Source organism: Kitasatospora sp. NPDC059088, from assembly GCF_042738155.1.
Classification (GTDB): domain Bacteria; phylum Actinomycetota; class Actinomycetes; order Streptomycetales; family Streptomycetaceae; genus Kitasatospora.
In genome coordinates this window covers 1-21,227 of record NZ_JBHYGR010000114.1, presented here as the reverse complement: position 1 = coordinate 21,227, position 21,227 = coordinate 1, and the positions used below count along the sequence as shown (strand labels likewise).

18 protein-coding genes are annotated in these 21,227 nt (G+C 73.0%); 12 read left to right on the top strand and 6 right to left on the bottom strand.

Annotated elements, in window-relative coordinates:
- The first annotated feature begins 45 nt into the window (after window positions 1-45).
- From allB to ACFWXO_RS35070, 11 genes are all read left to right on the top strand, one after another.
- Entirely contained in the window at window positions 46-1,404 is a 1,359-nt protein-coding gene (gene allB, locus ACFWXO_RS35120; RefSeq protein WP_380529154.1) for an allantoinase AllB, read from the top strand.
- A 124-nt stretch (window positions 1,405-1,528) separates the two neighbouring features.
- Window positions 1,529-2,803 carry an allantoicase gene (alc, locus tag ACFWXO_RS35115; RefSeq protein ID WP_380529152.1) on the top strand — a complete coding sequence of 425 codons (1,275 nt, stop codon included), beginning with the start codon at window positions 1,529-1,531 and terminating at the stop codon, window positions 2,801-2,803.
- 68 nt (window positions 2,804-2,871) lie between these two features.
- A complete protein-coding gene (locus ACFWXO_RS35110) occupies window positions 2,872-4,332 on the top strand; it encodes a catalase (protein WP_375891456.1) in 1,461 nt (486 codons plus the stop codon).
- Window positions 4,333-4,541: 209 nt separating this feature from the next.
- Complete coding sequence (locus ACFWXO_RS35105) at window positions 4,542-5,261, top strand: IclR family transcriptional regulator (RefSeq protein ID WP_380529150.1); 720 nt, start codon at window positions 4,542-4,544, stop codon at window positions 5,259-5,261.
- Between the two features lie 235 nt (window positions 5,262-5,496).
- Window positions 5,497-6,414, top strand: coding sequence for a metal-dependent hydrolase (locus ACFWXO_RS35100; RefSeq protein ID WP_380529148.1), 918 nt, complete (start codon window positions 5,497-5,499; stop codon window positions 6,412-6,414).
- Window positions 6,415-6,595: 181 nt separating this feature from the next.
- Window positions 6,596-7,708 carry a PDR/VanB family oxidoreductase gene (locus ACFWXO_RS35095; protein ID WP_380529146.1) on the top strand — a complete coding sequence of 371 codons (1,113 nt, stop codon included), beginning with the start codon at window positions 6,596-6,598 and terminating at the stop codon, window positions 7,706-7,708.
- Window positions 7,709-7,720: 12 nt separating this feature from the next.
- Window positions 7,721-8,632, top strand: a complete 912-nt coding sequence (locus tag ACFWXO_RS35090) for a M24 family metallopeptidase (protein ID WP_380529144.1) — start codon at window positions 7,721-7,723, stop codon at window positions 8,630-8,632.
- Window positions 8,629-10,362, top strand: a complete 1,734-nt coding sequence (locus ACFWXO_RS35085; RefSeq protein ID WP_380529142.1) for an SDR family oxidoreductase — start codon at window positions 8,629-8,631, stop codon at window positions 10,360-10,362. The genes ACFWXO_RS35090 and ACFWXO_RS35085 overlap by 4 nt, the downstream gene beginning before the upstream one ends.
- A gap of 95 nt (window positions 10,363-10,457) precedes the next feature.
- Window positions 10,458-10,655, top strand: coding sequence for a type II toxin-antitoxin system VapB family antitoxin (locus tag ACFWXO_RS35080; RefSeq protein WP_380404873.1), 198 nt, complete (start codon window positions 10,458-10,460; stop codon window positions 10,653-10,655).
- Window positions 10,648-11,064 carry a PIN domain nuclease gene (locus ACFWXO_RS35075; RefSeq protein ID WP_380529140.1) on the top strand — a complete coding sequence of 139 codons (417 nt, stop codon included), beginning with the start codon at window positions 10,648-10,650 and terminating at the stop codon, window positions 11,062-11,064. The genes ACFWXO_RS35080 and ACFWXO_RS35075 overlap by 8 nt, the downstream gene beginning before the upstream one ends.
- Before the next feature lie 34 nt (window positions 11,065-11,098).
- Complete coding sequence (locus ACFWXO_RS35070) at window positions 11,099-11,719, top strand: LysE family translocator (protein ID WP_380529138.1); 621 nt, start codon at window positions 11,099-11,101, stop codon at window positions 11,717-11,719.
- Between the two features lie 33 nt (window positions 11,720-11,752).
- Here the strand turns inward: ACFWXO_RS35070 and ACFWXO_RS35065 are convergent, their stop codons facing one another.
- The 6 genes from ACFWXO_RS35065 to ACFWXO_RS35040 all read right to left on the bottom strand — a co-directional run bounded on the left by ACFWXO_RS35065 (window position 11,753) and on the right by ACFWXO_RS35040 (window position 19,014).
- Window positions 11,753-12,052: a hypothetical protein gene (locus tag ACFWXO_RS35065; RefSeq protein WP_375891465.1), complete on the bottom strand. Its 300-nt coding sequence runs from the start codon at window positions 12,050-12,052 to the stop codon at window positions 11,753-11,755.
- A 116-nt stretch (window positions 12,053-12,168) separates the two neighbouring features.
- Window positions 12,169-13,359 (bottom strand): XdhC family protein, encoded by a 1,191-nt coding sequence (locus tag ACFWXO_RS35060; RefSeq protein ID WP_380529136.1) that lies wholly within the window; start codon window positions 13,357-13,359, stop codon window positions 12,169-12,171.
- Between the two features lie 92 nt (window positions 13,360-13,451).
- Window positions 13,452-14,936, bottom strand: a complete 1,485-nt coding sequence (locus tag ACFWXO_RS35055) for an NCS2 family permease (protein WP_380529134.1) — start codon at window positions 14,934-14,936, stop codon at window positions 13,452-13,454.
- A 342-nt stretch (window positions 14,937-15,278) separates the two neighbouring features.
- A complete protein-coding gene (pucD, locus tag ACFWXO_RS35050) occupies window positions 15,279-17,645 on the bottom strand; it encodes a xanthine dehydrogenase subunit D (RefSeq protein WP_380529132.1) in 2,367 nt (788 codons plus the stop codon).
- Window positions 17,642-18,130, bottom strand: a complete 489-nt coding sequence (locus ACFWXO_RS35045; RefSeq protein ID WP_380404888.1) for a (2Fe-2S)-binding protein — start codon at window positions 18,128-18,130, stop codon at window positions 17,642-17,644. The genes pucD and ACFWXO_RS35045 overlap by 4 nt, the downstream gene beginning before the upstream one ends.
- Window positions 18,127-19,014, bottom strand: coding sequence for an FAD binding domain-containing protein (locus ACFWXO_RS35040; RefSeq protein WP_375891470.1), 888 nt, complete (start codon window positions 19,012-19,014; stop codon window positions 18,127-18,129). The genes ACFWXO_RS35045 and ACFWXO_RS35040 overlap by 4 nt, the downstream gene beginning before the upstream one ends.
- A 432-nt stretch (window positions 19,015-19,446) precedes the next feature.
- On the opposite strand from ACFWXO_RS35040, the gene ACFWXO_RS35035 reads away from it, so the two are divergent.
- A complete protein-coding gene (locus tag ACFWXO_RS35035) occupies window positions 19,447-21,039 on the top strand; it encodes a PucR family transcriptional regulator (RefSeq protein ID WP_380529129.1) in 1,593 nt (530 codons plus the stop codon).
- Window positions 21,040-21,227 lie beyond the last annotated feature (188 nt).

Sequence of the window (21,227 nt, the reverse complement as noted above, 5' to 3'; positions counted from 1 at the left end):
CACCCGTGTTCCGCCACCCCCAACTCCCAGGTTCCGGAGGTCCCCATGCCGATCAGCCAGCCAGCGGTGATCCGCTCCCGCCGGGCGGTGCTGCCCGAGGGCGAGCGCCCCGCGGACGTGCTGATCCGGGACGGCAGGATCGAGCAGGTCGCCGCCCACGGATCGCTCGTGGTCGGCGACAGCGACCTCGTCGACCTCGGCGACACCGCGCTGCTGCCCGGCCTGGTCGACACCCACGTGCACGTCAACGAGCCCGGCCGGACCGAGTGGGAGGGCTTCGCCACCGCCACCCGGGCCGCCGCGGCCGGCGGCGTCACCACGATCATCGACATGCCGCTCAACTCCGTGCCGCCGACCACCACGGTGGCGGGGCTGGACGTCAAGCGGAAGACCGCCGAGGGCCAGGCCTGGGTCGACCTCGGCTTCTGGGGCGGGGCCGTGCCCGGCAACGTCCCGGACCTCGAACCCCTGCACCGGGCGGGCGTGTTCGGCTTCAAGAGCTTCCTCGCCCCGTCCGGCGTCGACGAGTTCCCGCACGTCGAGGCCGCCGACCTGGAGGCCGCGCTGGCCGAGCAGGCCCGGATCGGGGCACTGGCGATCATCCACGCCGAGGACCCGGCCGTGCTGGCCGCCGCGCCGCAGCAACCCGGCGTCCACTACCGGGACTTCCTCGCCTCCCGCCCGGCCGGAGCGGAGACCGCCGCGGTCGCCCACCTGCTCGACACGGCCCGGCGCACCGGTGCCCGGGTGCACATCCTGCACGTCTCCTCGGCGGCCGTGCTGCCCCTGCTGCGCCGGGCCCGCGAGGCGGGCGTGCGGGTCACCGCCGAGACCTGCCCGCACTACCTGACGCTCGCCGCCGAGCAGGTGCCCGACGGCGACACCGCCTTCAAGTGCTGCCCGCCGATCCGCGACGAGGCCAACCGGGACGCCCTCTGGCAGGCCCTGGCCGACGGCGAGTTCACCGCCGTCGTCTCGGACCACTCGCCGTCCACCCCCGACCTCAAGCTGCTGCCCGAGTTCGGCGGCAGCGGCGACTTCGCGGCGGCCTGGGGCGGCATCGCCTCGCTCCAGCTGGGCCTGCCCGCCATCTGGACCGAGGCCCGCCGACGCGGCCACACGCTGGCCGACGTGGTGCGCTGGATGTCCGCCGGACCGGCCGAACTGGTCGGCCTCACCGGCACCAAGGGCGCCATCGCGGCGGGCTGCGACGCCGACCTGGTCGCCTTCGACCCCGACGGGGAGTTCGCCGTCCACGCGGGCGAGCTGCACCACCGCAACCCGGTCACCCCGTACGCCGGACGGACCCTGAGCGGCGCCGTGCGCACCACCTGGCTGCGCGGCCGGGCGGTGGACACCGGGGCCGAGCCCTTCGGCCGCCAGCTGCTGCGCCCCGCGGACTAGCCCGGCGGACGGCCCGGCGGACCAGCCCCCGGCGGATCGGCCCCCGGCGGATCGGGCCCTCGCTTCGGTCCCTCGCTCCGGGCCTGCCAACTCCCTTACCCACCACGCCTTCCGAGGAGAGTCAGTGACCACTGCCGACACCCCGAGCGCTCCCTTCACCGAGCTGGTCAACCTGGCCTCCCGGCTGCTCGGCGCGGGCGTCGTCGCCACCAACGAGGACACCTTCGCGGACGCCGAGAACCTGCTGGTGGCCAAGCCGGCCGAGTTCCGCCCGCACACCTTCGGCCACAAGGGCCAGATCATGGACGGCTGGGAGTCCAAGCGCCGCCGCGGCGTCTCCGCGGACCAGCCGCACCCCACCGACCAGGACCACGACTGGGCGATCGTCCGGCTCGGCGTCGGCGGTGCGATCCGCGGCGTGATCGTCGACACCGCGCACTTCACCGGCAACTACCCGGAGAGCGCCGTGGTCGAGGCCGCCTCCGTCCCCGGGCACCCCTCGCCCGAGGAGCTGCGGGCCGCCGAGTGGACCGTCCTCGTGCCGCGCACCCCGCTGCGGGGCGACACCGCCCACGAGTTCGCCGTCCAGGACGACTCCCGCTACACCCACGTGCGGCTCAACATCTACCCGGACGGCGGCGTGGCCCGCCTGCGGGTGCACGGCGAGGTGCTGCCCGACCCGCGCGAACTGGACGGCCTCACCTTCGACCTGGCCGCCCAGGAGTACGGCGGCGTGGCCGAGGCGGCGTCCGACCGCTACTTCTCCTCCCCGCACAACCTGAACGCTCCCGGTCGCGCCTCCGTCATGGGCGAGGGCTGGGAGACCCGTCGTCGGCGCGACAAGGCCAACGACTGGGTTCAGATCGCCCTGGCCGGGGGCGGTGAGGCCCTGGCGGTCGAGGTGGACACCACCCACTTCGTCGCCAATGCCCCCGGCTGGGCCGACCTGATCGGCTTCGACGCCTCGACCGGGCAGGCCGCGACCTCGCAGGCGCCGGCCGACGGCGAGTGGTTCGAGATCCTGCCCCGCACCCGCCTGCAGCCCGACACCCGGCACCGCTTCCGGCTCGACGTCGGCCGCCCGGTGACCCACGTGCGGATCAACGTCTACCCGGACGGCGGCCTCGCCCGCCTGCGGCTCACCGGCCGCCTCACCGAGGCCGGCCGCGCGGCCCTCGCGCTGCGCTGGTTCAACGCCGTCCCGGCCGCGGAGGCCGCCGCCGCCCTCGTCGACGCCGGCCTCGGCGCGGAGGAGGCCGCCGTCCTGGCCGCCGCCCGCCCGCTGGCGGACCCGGCCGCGGCCACCGCCGCGGTCGCCGGCCTCCAGCCGGCCGACGGCCCGGACGGCGAGCACTCCGCCCGCCGCCGCTCGGCGCTGTGGCGCCTGCTGGGCGTCTGAGCGGGGCTCGCCCGCCCGCCCGCTCCACCTCTCCACGCACCGCCTTATCGACACCTGAAGGACCCTCCATGTCCAAGATCCTGACCACGGAGTCCGGCGCCCCGGTCGCCGACAACCAGAACTCGGCCTCGGCCGGCGAGTACGGCCCGCTGCTGATCCAGGACCAGCAGCTGCTGGAGAAGCTGGCCCGGTTCAACCGCGAGCGCATCCCGGAGCGCGTCGTGCACGCCCGCGGCTCCGGCGCGTACGGCTACTTCGAGGTCACCGACGAGGTGTCGAAGTACACCCGGGCGGCGTTCCTGTCGGAGGTCGGCAAGCGCACCGAGGTCTTCCTGCGCTTCTCCACGGTGGCCGGCAACCTCGGCGCCAGCGACGCGGTGCGCGACCCGCGCGGCTTCGCGCTGAAGTTCTACACCGAGCAGGGCAACTACGACCTCGTCGGCAACAACACCCCGGTGTTCTTCATCAAGGACCCGGTCAAGTTCCCCGACTTCATCCACTCGCAGAAGCGCGACCCGTACACCGGCGTGCAGGAGGCGGACAACGTCTGGGACTTCTGGGCCCACTCGCCGGCCTCGACCCACCAGATCACCTGGCTGTTCGGCGACCGCGGCATCCCCGCCTCGTACCGCCACATGAACGGCTACGGCTCGCACACCTACCAGTGGGTCAACGCCGAGGGCGAGGCCTACTGGGTGAAGTACCACTTCAAGACCAACCAGGGCATCCGCAGCCTGGACGGCGACCAGGCCGCCGAGGTGGTCGGCGCCGACGCCGACTCGCACCAGCGCGACCTCCACCAGGCCATCGAGCGGGGCGTGTTCCCGTCCTGGACCCTCTACGTCCAGCTGATGCCGGTCGCCGAGGCCGCGGACTACCGCTTCAACCCCTTCGACCTCACCAAGGTGTGGCCGCACGCCGACTACCCGCTGGTCAAGGTCGGCCGCCTGGTGCTCAACAGGAACCCGGAGAACGTCTTCGCCGAGGTCGAGCAGTCCGCGTTCTCGCCGAACAACTTCGTGCCCGGCATCGGCCCCTCCCCGGACAAGATGCTCCAGGGCCGGCTGTTCGCCTACGCCGACGCCCAGCGCTACCGCCTCGGCGTCAACCACACCCTGCTGCCGGTGAACGCCCCGCACGCCACCGAGGCCGCCAACTACGGCCGGGACGGCCTCATGGCCGTCAACAGCGCCGGCCGCGGCAAGAACTACGAGCCCAACTCGTACGACGGCCCGGCCCAGACCGACGGCGCGCTCGCGGCGCCGGTCAAGGTCGACGGCTACACCGGCACCTACACCACGCCGGCCCACACCAAGGACGACGACTTCTTCCAGGCCGGCGAGCTCTACCGGCTGATGTCGCAGGGCGAGCGGACCCGCCTGATCGACAACATCGCCGGCTTCCTGTCGCAGGTCAGCCGGGACGACGTGGTGGAGAAGAACCTCGCCCACTTCCACGCCGCCGACGAGGAGTACGGCGCCCGCCTGGAGGCCGCCGTCGCCAAGCTCCGCGCGGGCGACGAGGGCTGACCCTCCGCGGGCCGACCCTCCTCGCACACTCCGCACCGACCTTTCGCACCGACCTTTCGCACCGACCTTTCGCACCCTCAGGACCGCCGGGGCCCGCACCCCGGCGGCTCCACGACGGGCCCCTCCCCCCGGGCAGTGGGGGAGGGGCCCGTCGGGCTTCGCGGGGGCGCTGCGGCAGGGGAGGTGTCGGGTGCGGGTTCCGTTCGTGCGTGTGCGCGGGGCCCCTTCTCAGACTGCTGGAGGCCGTCGACCGGCACCCCGACGGCGCCACCCTGGTCGGGCTCGCGCGGGAGACCTCGCTGGGCCTGCCGACCGTCCGCCGGCTCGCCGAGATCCTGGAGATCGAGGGCTACCTCCAGTGCCAGGACGGCGGTTGGGTGCTCGGCGGCACCTTCGCCCTGCTCGGGCAGCACAACCGGGAACAGCTCGTCAAGGCCCGGCTGAACCGCAAACTCGCCGAACTCCGGGACGAGTTGGGCGCCGCGGTCTACTTCACCCGTTACCACGACGGGGAGTTGTCGGTCGAGGCGGTCGCCGCCGCCGACTACGCGCCCGCCGTCCAGGAGTGGGTGGATTTCCGTGCCACCGCGCACGCCAGCGCGATCGGCAAGTGCCTGCTCAGCCAGCTCGACGCGGACGGCCGGCGGGACCACCTCTCCCGGCACCCGGTCGCCCGGCTGACCTCCCGCACCGTCACCGATGCCGACCAGCTGATGCACCGGCTGGAGCGCCAGCCCGCGACGGTGCCGGTGCTGGACATCCAGGAGTACGCGCTCGGCACCGTCTGCGCGGCGGTGCCGATCACGGCGGGCAGCACGGTCGGCTGCCTGGCCACCTCGATGCCCGTGGACAACATCCACAAGCTCAGGGCCGCCGCCGAACTGCTGGCCGCCCGGGCGGCGCCGCTGATACTGGCGATGGCGGTCTGAGCACCGCTCGCTCGTGGGGCCCCGTCGGACGCGTCGTCCGGCGGGGCCCGCGCGCTTTCCGCGGGAGGGTTGCCGCGGGAGGGTTTCCGGGGGTGGGTTTCCGGGGGTGCCCCGCGGTGCACATCACTTATTAGACTCGATGTCGATAAGAGGTGCCGAACCCCTTGTCCCCACCGCTACCGGCGAGTACGTTTCCGAGAGTCGAGCCGCCGCCCCCAGGTCAGGAGGGCCTGCCATGCCCCGCCCCACCCCCGTCCCCGCCGTCGCCGCCCCCGCTGCGCGGGTGCACGAGAGCCTCGTCCTGGAACCCCGGGACGTCCGCTTCGACTGGGCCCGGCTGCCGCTGCACTGGATCCCGGACGAGCCGATGGCCACCCACGTGATCAACGTGCTGCACCTGCTGCTGCCCGAGGGCGAGCGCTGGTTCGTCAAGGTGTTCAAGGAAGCGCTGCCGCTGATCCGGGACGAGCAGCTGCGCGAGGAGGTGCTCGGCTTCATCGGGCAGGAGGCCATCCACGCCGAGGCCCACCAGGAGGTGCTCGACCACCTGCTCGGCCAGGGCCTCGACCCGCGCCCGTACGTCCGGCAGATCTCCTGGCTGTTCCAGCGCGTCCTCGGCGACAAGCCGGGCCTGACGCCGGCGCAGCGGCGGGAGAACGTCATCGAACGGGTCGCCTTCGTCGCGGCGATCGAGCACTTCACCGCCTTCCTCGGCAACTGGGCGCTCAACTCCCCGGGCCTGGACCGGGCCAAGGCCGACCCGACGATGCTGGACCTGCTGCGCTGGCACGGCGCCGAGGAGGTCGAGCACCGCAGCGTCGCCTTCGACCTGATGGTCCACCTGGACCCGGGCTACCTGCGGCGGGTCCGCGGCATGGCGATCTCCGGGCCGCTGCTGGTGCACCTCTGGGTGCGCGGCGCCCGCTTCCTGCTCGCCGCCGACCCGACCCTGGAGGGGCGGCTCAGGCCCACCTGGCGGGAGGCGAGCCGGATCGCCAGGCGCGGGCTGCTGCCGGATCCGGTCCGCTCCCTCCGCTCCGGGCTGCGCTACCTCCGGCCGGGCTACCACCCGACCCAGGAGGGCTCCTCCAGCCAGGCGCTGGGTTACCTCGCCACCTCCCCGGCCGCCCGGGCGGCGGCCGGGCGGGGCTGACGGGGAGCAGCTGACGGCTGACAACTGACAGGTTTCAACGAACAGCGAACGTTATCTGTTCGCTGAAATCTGAAATCTGAAATCTGTCAGGTGTCAGCCGTCGGCCGTCAGCTGCCGCCCGCCGCCCGCCGCCCGCCCGCCCCCGCCGCCCTTCCTCTCTCCCCGCCAAGGACCCGCCCGGATGGACCTGCTCACCCCGCCCCCCGACCTCTACGGCCGCCCCCGCGCCGACGGCTTCATGCGCTGGCTCACCGCCTTCGGTGACCGCTACTCCCCGGCGCTCGGCGGCCCGCTGCTGCGCCGCAACCCCCGCCGCCCGCTCAGCCGCCCCACCCCGCTGCTCCGGCTGGTCGTCGCCGAGCGCCGTCAACTCGCCTCCGAAGTGATCGAGTTGACGCTCGCCGACCCCTCCGGCGGGCAACTGCCGTCCTGGCAGCCCGGCGCCCACCTGCGGCTGGCCCTGCCCTCCGGCCGTGAGCGCCACTACTCGCTCAGCGGCGACCCCGCCGACCGCCGGCACTACCGGATCGCCGTCCGGCGGCTGCCCGGGGGCGGCGGAGGGTCCGTCGAGGTCCACGACGCCCTGCACCCCGGCGCCCGCCTCGCCGCCCGCCGCCCGCGCAACGGCTTCGCCTTCTGTGCCGAGCCCGCCGTCCTGCTGCTCGCCGGCGGCATCGGTGTCACCCCGCTCCTCCCGATGGCCCGCGAGGCCCAACGGCACGGCCTGGACTGGACGTTGGTGCACGTCGGCCGCAGTGCCGACACCCTCCCGTACGGCGACGAGCTGCGCGCCCTCGATCCGCGCCGGGTCGTGCTGCGCACGGACGACGAGCACGGCGGCGTCCCCACCGGCGCCGAACTCCTCGCCCACGCCCCGCACGGCGCGGCCGTCTACTGCTGCGGCCCGGCCCCGATGCTCGCCGCCGTCCAAGCGGCTCTGGACGAATCCACCTCCACCGCCCTGCACTTCGAGCGCTTCGGCGCCGCCCCGGTCACCGACGGCCGGCCCTTCGCCGTCCGGCTCGGCGCCGACGGGCCGATCCTGGACGTCCCCGCCGACCGCTCCGCCCTGGACGTGCTGCGCGAGGCCCGCCCCGACCTCCCGTACTCCTGCCACCAGGGCTTCTGCGGCACCTGCGAGGTCCGCCTGGTGGCCGGTACGCCCGAGCACCGGGACCGCCGCCTCACCCCCGAACAGCGCGCCGCCGGCGCCCTGCTGCCCTGCGTCTCCCGCGCCGCCGAGGGTGAGACCCTCGTGCTCGACCTCGACCTCGACGCCGACCTCGACGTCTAGAAGGAGCCCCCGATGCCCCCGACGGCGCATGCGATGCCGACGTTCTCCTACTCCGAGCGCGACCTCGCCCGCTTCCGCGAGACCCAGCAACTGGCGTACCACTGCGCCGAACAGGTCGCCGCCTGGATCGAACCCGGGGTCACCGAGCGCCAGACCACCGCCGAGCTGCGCCGCCGCCTGGTCGCCGCCGGGGTGCAGGACTTCTTCCACGTCCCGTTCGCCTGGTTCGGCGACCGCACGGCGTTCCGGCACTTCCACACCCCGCTGCAGTTCTTCGCCGGCGGCCGCCGCCTGGAGGAGGGCATGCCGTACGTGCTGGACTGCGCGCCCGTCGTGGACGGCTACACCGCCGACATCGGCTACGGCGGCAAGGTCGGCGAGAACCGGGTCTGGGACCGGCTGGCCGCCGACCTCCAGGTCTACCGCGAGCTGATCCTCACCGAGGTGCGCGCCCGCAAACCGCTCGACGAGGTGTACGCGGCGGTGGACGCGCAGATCGCCGCGCACGGCTACGACAACCGGCACCAGGTCTACCCGGGCCGGGTGATCGGCCACCAGGTCACCCGCACCACGGCACGTGGCCCGGCCGGGGTGAATGTCTTCGGCTTCGGCGTGCGCACCCTGCAGACCCTCGGCCGCGAGCTCATCTCCGAGCGCCTGCACGGCCGTTCGCCGCTGTGGGCGGACGGGCGGTCGTCCCGGCACGCGCCCACCCCGGGGCTGTGGGCGGTCGAGCCGCACATCGGCTTCCGCGGTGTGGGCATCAAGTTCGAGGAACTGCTGGTGGTCACCGAGGACGACGCCTACTGGCTGGACGACGACCTCCCGCACGTCCGCCGCTGGACCGCCGCCGATGCCGAGTCAACCACCCTCGCTGCCAGTAGTGCCACCGTCGAGCCGACCGCCCAGGAGGCCACCCGATGACGACCCCCACCCGCCGCCGGACCGTCCACTCCGGCGGCATCCCGCTCGCCGTCTTCGAGCAGGGCGACCCCGAGGCCCCCACCGTCCTCCTGGTGCACGGCTACCCGGACACCCACACCGTCTGGGACGACATCGCCGCCGACCTGGCCCGCGACCACCACGTGGTCCGCTACGACGTGCGCGGCGCGGGCGAGTCGGGCGCCCCGGCGCACCGAGACGGCTACCGCCTGGAGCAGCTCGCCGACGACCTGTTCGCCGTCGCCGACGCCGTCAGCCCGGACCGCCCGGTCCACCTGGTCGCCCACGACTGGGGCTCGATCCAGTCCTGGGAGGCCGTCACCACCCCCGGCGCCGAGCGCCGGATCGCCTCCTACACCACCCTGTCCGGCCCCAGCCTGGACCACATGGGCTTCTGGCTGCGCCACCGGATGCGCCGCCCCACCCCGCGCCACCTGCGCCAACTGCTGCACCAGGGCGCGCACTCCTGGTACATCACCGCCTTCCACCTGCCCTTCCTGGCCCCGGCCGTCTGGCGCCTCGGCCTCGCCCGGGCCTGGCCGCGGGTGCTGCGCGACCTGGAGCACGTCACCCCGCGGGCCGACCACCCGCAGCGCACCCTGCGCCGCGACGCGGTCCGCGGCATCGAGCTTTACCGGGCCAACTTCCGCCCCACGCTGGGGAGTCCGCGGGAGCGGCCGACCGAGGTGCCGGTCCAGCTGGTCACCCTCACCCGGGACCGCTACGTCGGCACCTACCTCTCCGAGGGACTGGAACGCTGGGTGCCCCAGCTGACCCGCCGCACGCTGCACGCCGGCCACTGGTCGGCGCTGCTGGAGAAGGGAGCCGCCGTGGCCGGCATGGTCCGCGAGTTCACCGCCCGGATCGACACCGGGAAGGCGGACGGGGCCCAAGAGTCCTACGGTGACGGCCGGTTGGTGGTGGTCACCGGTGGCGGCAGCGGCATCGGCCGGGCCACCGCGCTGGCCTTCGCCGAGGACGGCGCCCGGGTGGTGGTCTGCGACCTCGACCTCGCGGCCGCCGAGCGCACCGCCGAACTCGCCGCCCTGGTCGGCCCGCAGGCGCACGCCTACCAGGTGGACGTCTCCGACGGCGCCGCGATGGACGCCTTCGCGCAGCGCGTCGCCGCCGAGCACGGCGTGCCCGACGTGATGGTCAACAACGCCGGCATCGGCCACTCCGGGACGTTCCTGCAGACGACCGAGAAGGAGTGGCAGCGCGTCCTGGACGTCAACCTCTGGGGCGTCATCCACGGCTGCCGCGCCTTCGGCACCCTGATGGCCGACCGGGGCCAGGGCGGCCACATCGTCAACGTCTCCTCGGCCGCCGCCTACCTGCCCGCCAAGGCGCTCACCGCCTACGCGACCAGCAAGGCCGCCGTCTTCATGCTCTCCGACTGCCTGCGCGCCGAGTTCGTCGGCCACGGCATCGGCGTCTCGACCATCTGCCCGGGCATCGTCAACACCAACATCACCCGCACCTCCACCTTCTCGGCGACCACCGCCGACGAGCAGTCCGCCAAGCAGGCCCGCGCCGCCAGGCTCTACGCCCGCCGCGGCTTCCCGCCCGAGAAGGTCGCCGGCGCCATCGTCAGCGCCGTCCGCACCGGCAAGCCGGTCGTCCCGGTCACCCCCGAGGCCAAGGCCGCCCGCCTCCTCTCCCGCCTCAGCCCCGGCCTCCTGCGCCTCGCCGCCCGCCTCAACATCACCTGATCGGGCGAACGTCACCTGATCGGCCCCAACGGGCCTGCGATATCAACTATCATCGATTGTGGTATCGCAGGTCTGTATTCCTTTGGAGGCGACTCATGGCTCGCACCGTGATAGACGTCAACGACGAACTCCTGGCCGAGGCCGCCGAGATCTTCGGCACCACGACCAAGGTCGCCACCGTCAATGCCGCCCTTGAGGACGCGGTAAAGCGTCGCAAGGGCAAGGAGTTTCTTGCGTGGCTTGCCGACGGCGGGCTGCCCGACCTGACTGGTCCGGTGGACAAGAGTGAGTGAGCACTTCCTCATCGACAAGTCCGCTTTCGCTCGCTACCCCAAGCCCGCGATCGGGGATGTCATCGACAGGTTGTTCAATCAAGGGCGCCTCGCGATCTGCGGTGCGGTCGAGCTGGAGATCCTGTACAGCGCCCGGTCCAAGGCGGATGCCGACCGAATCCGGGACGGCCTGCGTGGCTTCGGCTGGTTCTCCACACCCGACGAGGTGTGGGACCGGGCCATCGAGGTGCAAGCCCTGCTGACAACCGCCGGCAACTGGCGCGCGCTGTCCGTGGCAGATCTCATCATCGCCGCCACGGCTGAGCGTCATGGCGCGACCGTCCTCCACTACGACGGCGACTACGACATGATCGCCGCCGTCACCGGCCAGCCCACCGAGTGGGTCGTCCCGCCGGGGACGGCGGACTGAGGGTGTCTCCGGGGTTGTGAGAGCATCGCGGCCCATGGAGATGACAACGGCCCTGTGGTCCTTCGCCCTCGTCGTGGGGCTGCTCACCCTCACCCCCGGGCTCGACACCGCGTTGATCCTGCGGACGTCCGCGCTGGGGCGGCGGCGGCAGGCGTGGGGGGTGGTGCTGGGGATCCAGACCGGGACGCTGATCTGGGGGACGCTGACCTCGGCGGGCGTGACGGCGCTGCTCACCGCCTCGCAGGTGGCGTACGAGGTGCTGCGCTGGGCCGGTGCCGCCTACCTGGTGTGGATGGGCGTCGGGATGCTGCGCGAGCGCGGGGCGCAGGCCGAGGCCGAGGAGGAGTCGGCCGAGGGCGGGTTCGTCCACGGCTGGCGGCGCGGGACGCTGACCAATCTGCTGAATCCCAAGGTCGGGGTGTTCTACGTGGCGGTGCTGCCGCAGTTCATCCCCTCCGGGGCCCCGCACTTCGCCGCCGGGGTGGCGCTGACCGGCGTGCACGTGGTGGAGGGCGTGCTGTGGTCGACGGTCCTGGTCGGCTTCGCCCGGGTACTGCGGGGCTGGCTGCGCCGCCCGGCCGCCCGGCGGGTGATGGACCGGGTGACCGGTGCGGTGGTGGTGGGCTTCGGCCTCAAGCTGGCGCTGGCCGACTGAGCCGAGCCGCCGTACCGGATCGGGTAGCCGGGTTCAGGCCGGGGTGAGCCGCCGCAGCCCCTCGCGCAGGTCGTCGGCGTTCATGCAGATGCGGACGTCCACGTTCGCTTCGAGTCGCAGCCAGAACGGCTCGCAGATCGCGACGACGGAGGCCTCGTCCGGTACGTCCACGACGAGCAGCATGCCGCGGCGGCCGTCGCCGCTGGCGAAGAAGTACGAGGCCTCGGGCTTGAGTTCGCCGAGGACGCGTTCCAGTTCGGCGCCCATCGAGCCGTCGGCGATGAGCTTGTTGGAGGCAGCGGTGTCGAGGGTGACATCCAGCAGGGCGCGCATGGTCCCCGCTCCTTCCCCGGGCTCGGGGTGAGTCCGCACCTCCAGCCTCCCGCTGCCGACTACCGTCCGCAACGTCACCCGGACGGTCGCAGCGAGTGGCCGGACGCGGGAGGGCGTCACGCCGCGTGCGGCGAGCGCCGCTCGACGGGATCCTCGGCCGGCAGCGGGGCGGCGGTGTCGTGGTGGATCGGTCCGTTGCCGGCGCTCAGCGGCAGGCAGCTGCCGCCGCGGCGGTGGGCGATGATCTCGGCGGCGACCGAGACGGCGGTCTCCTCGGGGGTGCGGGCGCCGAGGTCGAGGCCGATGGGGGAGCGCAGCCGGGCGAGTTCGGCGTCGGTGAGGCCGGCGTCGCGGAGCTTGGCCTGCCGGTCGCGGTGGGTGCGCCGGGAGCCCATGGCGCCGACGTAGCCGACCGGGAGGCGCAGGGCGCGTTCGAGCAGCGGGACGTCGAACTTGGCGTCGTGGGTGAGCACGCAGAGCACGGTGCGGCCGTCGATCCGGCCGAGCTGGGAGTCCAGGTAGCGGTGCGGCCAGTCGACGACGACCTCGTCGGCCTCGGGGAAGCGCCGGGTGGTGGCGAAGACGGGCCGGGCGTCGCAGACGGTGACGTGGTAGCCGAGGAACTTGCCGATCCGTACGACGGCGGCGGCGAAGTCGATCGCGCCGAAGACGAGCATCCGGGGCGCGGGCACGTAGGACTCGACGAAGCAGGTGACCGTCCCCTGTTCCTGTTCGTCGCAGGGCCGGCCGTCGAGGCCGAGCACGATCCGTCCGGTGCGTCCGGCGTCGAGCATGGCCCGGGCCTCGGCGACGAGGGCGCGTTCGAGGGCGCCGACGGTGGACGGTCCGACGCTGAGCGCGCCGTGCTGTGCGTCGGCGGTGACGGCGAGGGTGGCGCCGACGAGTCCGGCCGGGCCGTCGATCACCCGGGCGAGGGCGACGGGCGTGCCGTCGGCGATGTGGCGCAGGCCGGTGTCCAGGCCCGGGTCGGTGCCGGGCACGATCGGCTGGACGAACACGTCCAGGATCCCGCCGCAGGTCAGGCCGACGGCGAAGGCGTCCTCGTCGCTGTAGCCGAAGCGTTCCAGGACGGGTTCGCCGGATTCGATCGCGGCCTGGCAGAGCTCGTAGACGGCGCCTTCGACGCAGCCGCCGGAGACGCTGCCGACGGCCTCCCCGGCGGCGTCGACGGCCAGGGCCGCCCCGGGGTCGCGCGGGGCGCTGCCGGAGACGCCGACGACGGTGGCCACGGCGAAGGAGCGCCCGGACGCGTGCCAGGCCTGCAACTGCTCGGCGATGTCCTGCATGTCGGATGCTCCTTACACGTTTCGACAGTAGCGGGAGACGCCGCCGTACGGGAAACGATCCCGTACGGCGGCGGTGATGATCAGAAGGGCACTCAGTGCACGCCCAGCCAGGACTTGACGGGGCTGAGCGCGAAGTACACGACGAACACCGCGGTGAGGATCCACATCAGCAGGCCGGGCTCGCGCCACTTGCCCTGGCCGGCCTTGATCACCGAGTAGGAGATGACGCCGGCGGCGACGCCCGCGGTGATGCTGTAGGTGAACGGCATCAGCACGCAGGTGAGGAAGGCCGGGATGGCGACCTCGCGGTCGGACCAGTCGATGTGCCGGGCCTGGCTCATCATCATCGAGCCGATCACCACGAGGGCGGCGGAGGCGACCTCGACCGGGACGATGCCGGCCAGCGGCGAGAAGAACAGCATCAGGGCGAACAGGCCGCCGGTGACGGTGGAGGCGAGGCCGGTGCGGGCGCCGTCGCCGACGCCGGTGGCGGACTCGACGAAGACGGTCTGTCCGGAGGCGCCGGCCAGGCCGCCGACCGCGCCGCCGGCGCCGTCGATGAACAGGGCCTTGGACAGGCCGGGCATCCGGCCCTGCTTGTCGGCGAGCCCGGCCTCGGTGCCGACGCCGATGATGGTGGCCATCGCGTCGAAGAAGCCGGCCAGCACGAGGGTGAACACGGCCACCGAGGCGCTGATCGCGCCGAGGCCCTTGCCGCCGAAGGCGCCGAACAGGTCGACGTGGCCGAAGAGGCTGAAGTCGGGGGCGGCGACGGGGCTTCCGGGCCACACCGGGGCGGAGTTGCCCCAGGCCTTGGCGGGGAGGTCGGCGAGCTTGTTGACGACGACGGCGACCACGGTGCCGCCGGCGATGCCGATCAGGATCGCGCCGCGCACGCCGCGCGCCATCAGCACGAAGATCGTGAGCACGGTGAGGCAGAAGATCAGGACGGGCCAGCCGGAGAGCTCGCCGAAGGGGCCGAGCGACAGCGGGGTGGGGCCGCCGGTGTGCACGAAGCCGGCCTTGTAGAGCCCGATGATGGTGACGAACAGCCCGATGCCGATGGTGATCGCGTGCTTGAGCGGCAGGGGGATGCCGTTCATGATCTTCTCGCGCAGTCCGGAGACCACCAGCAGCACGATCAGCAGGCCGTAGATCACGCACAGGCCCATGGCCTGGGGCCAGGTGGTGTGCGGTACGACGAGTGCGGAGACCGCGCCGGAGACGGAGAGGCCGGCCGCCAGGGCGAGCGGCACGTTGCCGACCACGCCCATCAGGATGGTGGTGACGGCGGCCGCGAGGGCGGTGGCGGTGGTCAGCGCGGCGTGGTCGAGCTTGGCGCCGGTGACGTCCGCGCCACTGAGGATCAGCGGGTTGAGCAGGATGATGTACGCCATCGCCATGAACGTGGTGAGGCCACCGCGTAGTTCGTTGGCGAGGGTCGAGCCGCGGGCCGAGATCTTGAAGTACGCGTCGAGCGCGCCCTTGGGCTCTGCTGTCGAGGGCGAGGGGTGGGTCTCGTCCTCGGCGGGTCTGTCTGCTTCAGTGGTGCCGGGCTCCGTGGGGATCCTGGTCATGTCCACTCCCAAGTGTCAAAGGGGGTTGGGGTGGGCGAGCCGACCTGACTGCCAGTCAACGAAGTTGGCACAGGGGGACGGTATCGACTCACTGGAGGCACTCGTCGGGGAGTGCCAGCGGTGCGGATGGGGTGGTGCGTGAGGGTGGTGCGTGGTGGTGCAGGTGCGGGTGGTGCGCACCACTGCGGAACCCCGGCGTGGGCAGGGCAGCGGATGTGGGGGTCCCGGGGCGGCGGGGAAGACGTGTCGCCGCCCCGGGAAGTACGGCCGTGGTAGGCCTCACCGGTCGAACCTCACCGGTCGAACCTCACCGGTCGAACCGAGCTGGTCGAACTCCCGCTGTCAGCCGGGCTGTTCGGTGGTCAGGTGTTCCGGCCGGACCGGGATCCGGTTGAGCGCGAGTCCGGTCGCGTTGCGGATCGCCGCCACGATCGAGGGGGTCGCCGACACGGTCGGCGCCTCGCCGACGCCGCGCAGCCCGTACGGGGCGTGCGGGTCGGGCAGTTCGAGGACGTCCACCGGGATCGGCGGGGTGTCCAGGATGGTGGGGATCAGGTAGTCGGTGAAGGAGGCGTTGCGCACCTTCCCGTCCCGGACGATGATCTCCTCCATCACGGCCAGGCCGAGGGCCTGGGTGCAGCCGCCCTGGATCTGGCCGACCACGGAGAGCGGGTTGAGCGCCTTGCCGACGTCCTGGACGGCGGTCAGCTCGACCACCTTGACCAGGCCGAGTTCGACGTCCACGTCCACCACGGCGCGGTTGGCGCAGAAGGTGTACTGGACGTGGCCGAAGCCCTGGCCGGTCTCCTTGTCGAAGGCCTGGGTCGGCCGGTGGTGGTGCTCGCGGGTGAGGTCGATGGCCTCGTCGCCGAGCAGGTCCACCATGGGCACCAGCACGCCGGCGCTCTCCGAGACGACCTTGCCGCCGGTCAGCGTGATGTCCTTGTGGGTCCAGCCGTAGCGGCGCCGGCCCTTCTCGATCAGCTCCCGCCGGACGGCCTCGGCGGCGATCTTCACGGCGCCGCCGGTCATGTACGTCTGGCGCGAGGCGGAGGTCGAACCGGCCGATCCCACTTCGGTGTTGGCCGGGTGGATGGTGACCTGCTCGACGCCCAGCTCGGTGCGGGCGATCTGGGCGTGCACGGTGACGCCGCCCTGGCCGACCTCCGCCATCGCGGTGTGCACCATGGCGACCGGCTCGCCGCCGATCACCTCCAGGCGCACCCGGGCGGTGGAGTAGTCGTCGAAGCCCTCGGAGAAGCCGACGTTCTTGATGCCGACCGAGTAGCCGACCCCGCGCACGATGCCCTCGCCGTGCGAGGTGTTGGAGAGTGCTCCGGGCAGCGAGCGCACGTCGAGGTGCTCGGTGTCCAGCGGCGGCGGCAGCGGCATCTCCTTGGCCCGCCGCAGCAGTTCGGCCACCGGGGCGGGGGAGTCGATCTGCTGGCCGGTGGGCATGAAGTCGCCCTCCGACATGGCGTTCAGCTGCCGCAACTCGACCGGGTCCATACCGAGTTCGACGGCCAGCTTGTCCATCTGGGTCTCGTAGCCGAAGGCCGCCTGGACGGCCCCGAAGCCGCGCATCGCCCCGCAGGACGGGTTGTTGCTGTAGAGCGCGATGGCGTGCATCTTCACGTTCGGGATCACGTACGGGCCGTGTCCGAGCGAGGCCGCGTTGCCGACGACGGCGGGGGAGGCGGAGGCGTAGGCGCCGCCGTCCAGCACGATCCGGCAGTCGGCGAAGACCAGCTTGCCGTCGCGGGTGGCGCCGTGCTCGTAGTGCATCCGCGCCGGGTGGCGGTGGACGTGGCCGTAGAAGGACTCGTCCCGGGAGTACACGATCTTGACCGGCTTGCCGGTGTGCAGGGCCAGCAGGCAGGCGTGGATCTGCATCGAGATGTCCTCGCGGCCGCCGAAGGCGCCGCCGACGCCGGCCAGGGTGAGCCGGACCTTCTCCTCGGGCAGGTCCAGCACCGGGGCCATCTGCTCGCGGTCCACGTGCAGCCACTGGGTGGCGATGTAGAGGTCGATGCCGCCGTCCTCGGCGGGCACGGCCAGGCCGGACTCGGGGCCGAGGAAGGCCTGGTCCTGCATGCCGACCTCGTAGTCGCCGCTGACGATGACGTCCGCCAGCGCCCGCACCTCGTCGGTCACGCCGAGGCCGGAGACCAGCCGCTGCTCGTGGCAGATGTTGCCGTACGCGTGGGACTTGTACTCGTGCGGCTCGTGCACGTACCCGTGGGTCTGCGGGTCCAGGCACTGCTCCTCGGTGACGATCGGGGTGAGCACCTCGTACTCGACCTTGATCTTCTTCACCGCGCGCCGGGCGGTCTCCGGGTGGTCGGCGGCGACCAGGGCGATCGCCTCGCCGTGGTAGCGGATCTTGTCGATGGCCAGGGCCGGCTGGTCCTGGATCTCCAGGCCGTAGTACTTGGCGCCGGGGATGTCCTCGTGGGTGAGCACCGCGTGGACGCCGGGCACCTTGAGCGCCTCGGAGATGTCCACCGAGAGGATGTTGGCCCGGGGGTGCGGCGAGCGCAGCGCCATGCCCCAGAGCATGTCCTCGTGCCACATGTCCGAGGAGTAGGCGAACTCGCCCTTGACCTTCAGGTTGCCGTCCGGGCGCAGCGGCGAGCCGCCGATGCCGTCCTTCGAGGCCTGGTTGATGTTCTGCAGGTTCTTCTGGCCCTGGATGGTCCGCGTGGTCATGCCGAAGCCCCCTTGCCCGAGCACTTGCGGGCGGAGGCGAGCCGCACCGCGTCCATGATCTTCTCGTAGCCGGTGCAGCGGCACAGGTTGCCGGACAGCGCCTCGCGGATGTCGTTGTCGCTCGGCTGGGCGTCCTGCTCCAGCAGGGCGTCGGTCTGCACCAGCAGCCCCGGGGTGCAGAAGCCGCACTGGACGGCCCCGGCGTCGACGAACGCCTGCTGGACGAGGCCCAGCTCGCCGTTCTCCTCGGCCAGGCCCTCGACCGTGCGCACCTCGCGGTCCTGCACCTGGCCGGCGGCGACCAGGCAGGAGCAGACCGGCACGCCGTCCAGGTAGACGGTGCAGGAGCCGCACTCGCCCTGCTCGCAGGCGTTCTTCGAGCCGGGCAGGCCGACGCGCTCGCGCAGCACGTAGAGCAGGCTCTCGCCCTCCCACACGTCGTCGGCCTCGACCGGCTTGCCGTTGGCGGTGAACGTGACCTTCATGCCGCGCTCCTGATCTGCTTGCTGTAGTCGTTCCAACACCAGGTGAGGGTGCGGCGGGCCATCACGGCCAGCGCGTGCCGCCGGTAGTCGGCGGTGCCGCGGACGTCGTCGATGGGGGAGGCGGCGGCCTTGACCAGCTCGCCGAAGCGCTGGATCACCTCGGTGCCCAGCAGCTCCCCGGACTCCCAGAGCCCGCGCTCGGCGAGCACGTCCCGCAGGTACTCCTCGGCCTCGACGGCGCGGCGCGGCGTGGGGGCAGCCGAACCGATACCGGTGCCGACGGTGCCGTTCTTCGGGTGAAGGGCGAAGCCGAAGGCGCAGACCGCGATCACCATCGCGTTGCGGGTGCCGATCTTCGAGAACTGCTGGGGGCCGTCCGCGACCGGGATGTGCACGGCCCGGATCAGCTCGTCGGCCTCCAGGCTGTTGCGCTTCACGCCGACGTAGAACTCGTCGATCGGGATCAGCCGGGTGCCGCGCACCGAGGCCGCCTCGACGAAGACGTCCCGCCCGGCCGCCAGCAGCGCGGGGTGCGCGTCACCGGCCGGGGAGGCGCCGCCGAGGTTGCCGCCGACGCCGCCGCGGTTGCGGATCTGCGGCGAGCCGACGGTGTGGGCCGCGAGGGCGAGCCCGGGCAGCGGCCCGGACAGCTCCGAGATGATCCGGGCGTACGGGACGGAGGCGCCGAGTCGGACGACGCTGCCGTCGTTCGTCCATTCGGTGAGCTCGGTGACGCGGTTCAGGTCGAGAATCGCGGATGGCCGGTGCACGTCGAAGTTCAGCTCGACCATGACGTCCGTGCCGCCCGCGATGGGCAGCGCGGTCGGGTACTCAGCCTTCGCCGCGAGAGCCTCGTCCCAGGTGGCGGGCCGAAGGAACTCCATGCGGGTTTCTCCTCAGGTCTTCGCCGACCGGGTGTCCGGCGGCGTGTCGCCCAGTGAACTCCTGTGACGCGGCCCACTGGCAGTCACCGATGGCATGAAGCCCCGGCTGTGAGCCCGCCCGGCATCCTGTACGTTCCTCTAAGCAGGAGAATCCGCAGCCCAGGTGTTCGCCGAGTGCTACCTACGACCGTAATCCGGCCGTGATTCGCGGGCTACGGGCCCGTGACCCGGCGGCCCGCTGGTACGTAACGCCGAGCACGGATGTTCGGGCACACTGTCACCCCCGGACGGCGTACCCGGCAGCCCCCACCCCCCGTCCAGGCCCCCGATCCCCGCTTCCACCCCCGCCTCCACCACCGTTTCCACTCTGCTCCGACCCCCGCTTCCACCCCGCCCTGCCACCCTGTTCCTGCCCCCGATAGGAGTCCGCGGATGCGTGTCCGTGACCTGCTCGCCCCCGGCGCCCCCCGACTGCGCCTGCTCGCGGCGGAGGAGGAGCTGGACCGGCAGGTCAGCGGCGTGATGACCACGGACCTGCACGACCCCGGCCGTTACCTGCACGGCGGCGAGCTGGTGCTCACCGGGATGCTCTGGCGCGGCGGCCCCGCCGACTCCGAGCGCTTCGTGCGGACCATCGCGGCCGGCGGCGCGGTCGCCCTGGCGGCCGGCGAGGCCGAGGTCGGCCCGGTGCCCGAGGACCTGGTCGAGGCCTGTCGCCGGCACCGGATGCCGCTGCTGGCCGTGCCCGACGACATCGCCTTCGGCACCGTCACCGAGTTCATCGGCCGTCAGGTCTCCGCCGACCGCGCGGCCGACCTCGCCGCCCTGGTCGACCGGCACCGGCTGCTGGTCTCGGCGGCCGGCGGCGGTGGACTGGACGCCGTGCTGGACCTGCTCGGCGGCGACCTCGACCTGGACTGCTGGGTGCTCACCCCGACCGGCGCGGTGATCGCCGGCCCGGCCGACCGGCTCACCGCCGAGGACCGCGACCAGCTGGTCCGCGCCCACCTCGCCGCCCAGCGCCAGCGCCGCCGCCCCCCGCACCGGGCCCGACTGGCCGGCGGCGCCTACTCGCTGCTGCCCGCCGCGGCCTCCGCCGAGCACGAGGCGCCGCTCGTCGACTGGGTGCTCGCGGTGGCCGGCGACGTCACCGAGTGGACCACCAAGCGCCAGCAGCTCGCCGAGAACCTGGCCCGGCTGGTCGCCGCCGAGCGCCACCGCCGGGACGAGGGCCGCCGGCTGCGCCGCCGGCTGGCCGACGAACTGCTCGCCCTGCTGCGCCGCGACGCCGACCCGGCCGAGATCAGCCGCACCCTGTACGCCTCCTCGGCGATGGCCGCCCGCTACGAGAGCCACGAGCCCAAGTCCCCCGTCCAGGAGGCCTCCTGGCTGGTGCTCAGCGCCGAGGGCACCGGCCTGCCCGAGGGCACCGTGCGGGCCGTGCTGGAGGAGGCGCTCGGCGGCACCAGCGACCGCGCCCTGGTCGCCGGGGCGGGCAACGGCGCCGTGGTGGTGCTGCCCGCGCTGGACTCCCCGGTGCCCGCCGACACCCTGCGCGAGCTGCTCGCCCCGCTGGAGGCCGGGCTGGGCTCGGAGGGCCGGATCACCCTCGGCGTCTCCGCCCCCGCCTCCGAGGCCGGCGGCCTGCGCGGTGCCCTGGAGGAGGCCCGGCACGCCCGCCGGATCGCCGCCGCCCGGGTCGGCCGGGTCTGCGTCGCGGGTCCCGAGGAGCTGGCCTCGCACGTGCTGCTGCTGGCCGCCGTCCCGGACGAGGTCCGCCGGGCCTTCCGCAGCCGGCTGCTGGACAAGGTGATCGCGTACGACATCGAGCACCAGGCGGACCTGGTCCGCACCCTGGAGGCCTTCCTGCGCTCGGACGGCTCCTGGACCCGCTGCGCCGGGCAGCTGCACGTCCACGTGAACACCCTGCGCTACCGGATCGGCCGGATCGAGGAGCTGACCGGGCGGGACCTCTCCCGCCTGGAGGACCGGGTGGACTTCTACCTGGCCCTGGAACTGGCCTGACCGTTTCCTGACAGTTCCGCCCGATGAGCGCCGGTCCCAGGAACGGCCGCTTCCTGGGAGGTCGCTGGACGGCGCCTGAGCCGGTCGGGAGCCGTCAGGAGAACGGCCGGGGGGGGGGCCCGGCGGGGGGGCGCCGGCGCCCCCCCCCGGGAGGCCCCCGGGGGGGGGGGGCGCCCGCCCCGCGGGGA

What these genes read in the sequence shown, in the direction of transcription:
- ACFWXO_RS35100 (WP_380529148.1), top strand. Translation starts at nt 5,497, where the DNA reads ATGCCCCGCCCCACCCCCGTCCCCGCCGTCGCCGCCCCCGCTGCGCGG.
- ACFWXO_RS35055 (WP_380529134.1), bottom strand. Translation starts at nt 14,936, where the DNA reads ATGACCAGGATCCCCACGGAGCCCGGCACCACTGAAGCAGACAGACCC.
- ACFWXO_RS35040 (WP_375891470.1), bottom strand. Translation starts at nt 19,014, where the DNA reads ATGGAGTTCCTTCGGCCCGCCACCTGGGACGAGGCTCTCGCGGCGAAG.
- ACFWXO_RS35060 (WP_380529136.1), bottom strand. Translation starts at nt 13,359, where the DNA reads ATGCAGGACATCGCCGAGCAGTTGCAGGCCTGGCACGCGTCCGGGCGC.
- ACFWXO_RS35070 (WP_380529138.1), top strand. Translation starts at nt 11,099, where the DNA reads ATGGAGATGACAACGGCCCTGTGGTCCTTCGCCCTCGTCGTGGGGCTG.
- ACFWXO_RS35095 (WP_380529146.1), top strand. Translation starts at nt 6,596, where the DNA reads ATGGACCTGCTCACCCCGCCCCCCGACCTCTACGGCCGCCCCCGCGCC.
- ACFWXO_RS35035 (WP_380529129.1), top strand. Translation starts at nt 19,447, where the DNA reads ATGCGTGTCCGTGACCTGCTCGCCCCCGGCGCCCCCCGACTGCGCCTG.
- ACFWXO_RS35085 (WP_380529142.1), top strand. Translation starts at nt 8,629, where the DNA reads ATGACGACCCCCACCCGCCGCCGGACCGTCCACTCCGGCGGCATCCCG.
- ACFWXO_RS35110 (WP_375891456.1), top strand. Translation starts at nt 2,872, where the DNA reads ATGTCCAAGATCCTGACCACGGAGTCCGGCGCCCCGGTCGCCGACAAC.
- pucD (WP_380529132.1), bottom strand. Translation starts at nt 17,645, where the DNA reads ATGACCACGCGGACCATCCAGGGCCAGAAGAACCTGCAGAACATCAAC.
- allB (WP_380529154.1), top strand. Translation starts at nt 46, where the DNA reads ATGCCGATCAGCCAGCCAGCGGTGATCCGCTCCCGCCGGGCGGTGCTG.
- ACFWXO_RS35045 (WP_380404888.1), bottom strand. Translation starts at nt 18,130, where the DNA reads ATGAAGGTCACGTTCACCGCCAACGGCAAGCCGGTCGAGGCCGACGAC.
- ACFWXO_RS35065 (WP_375891465.1), bottom strand. Translation starts at nt 12,052, where the DNA reads ATGCGCGCCCTGCTGGATGTCACCCTCGACACCGCTGCCTCCAACAAG.
- ACFWXO_RS35080 (WP_380404873.1), top strand. Translation starts at nt 10,458, where the DNA reads ATGGCTCGCACCGTGATAGACGTCAACGACGAACTCCTGGCCGAGGCC.
- ACFWXO_RS35090 (WP_380529144.1), top strand. Translation starts at nt 7,721, where the DNA reads ATGCCCCCGACGGCGCATGCGATGCCGACGTTCTCCTACTCCGAGCGC.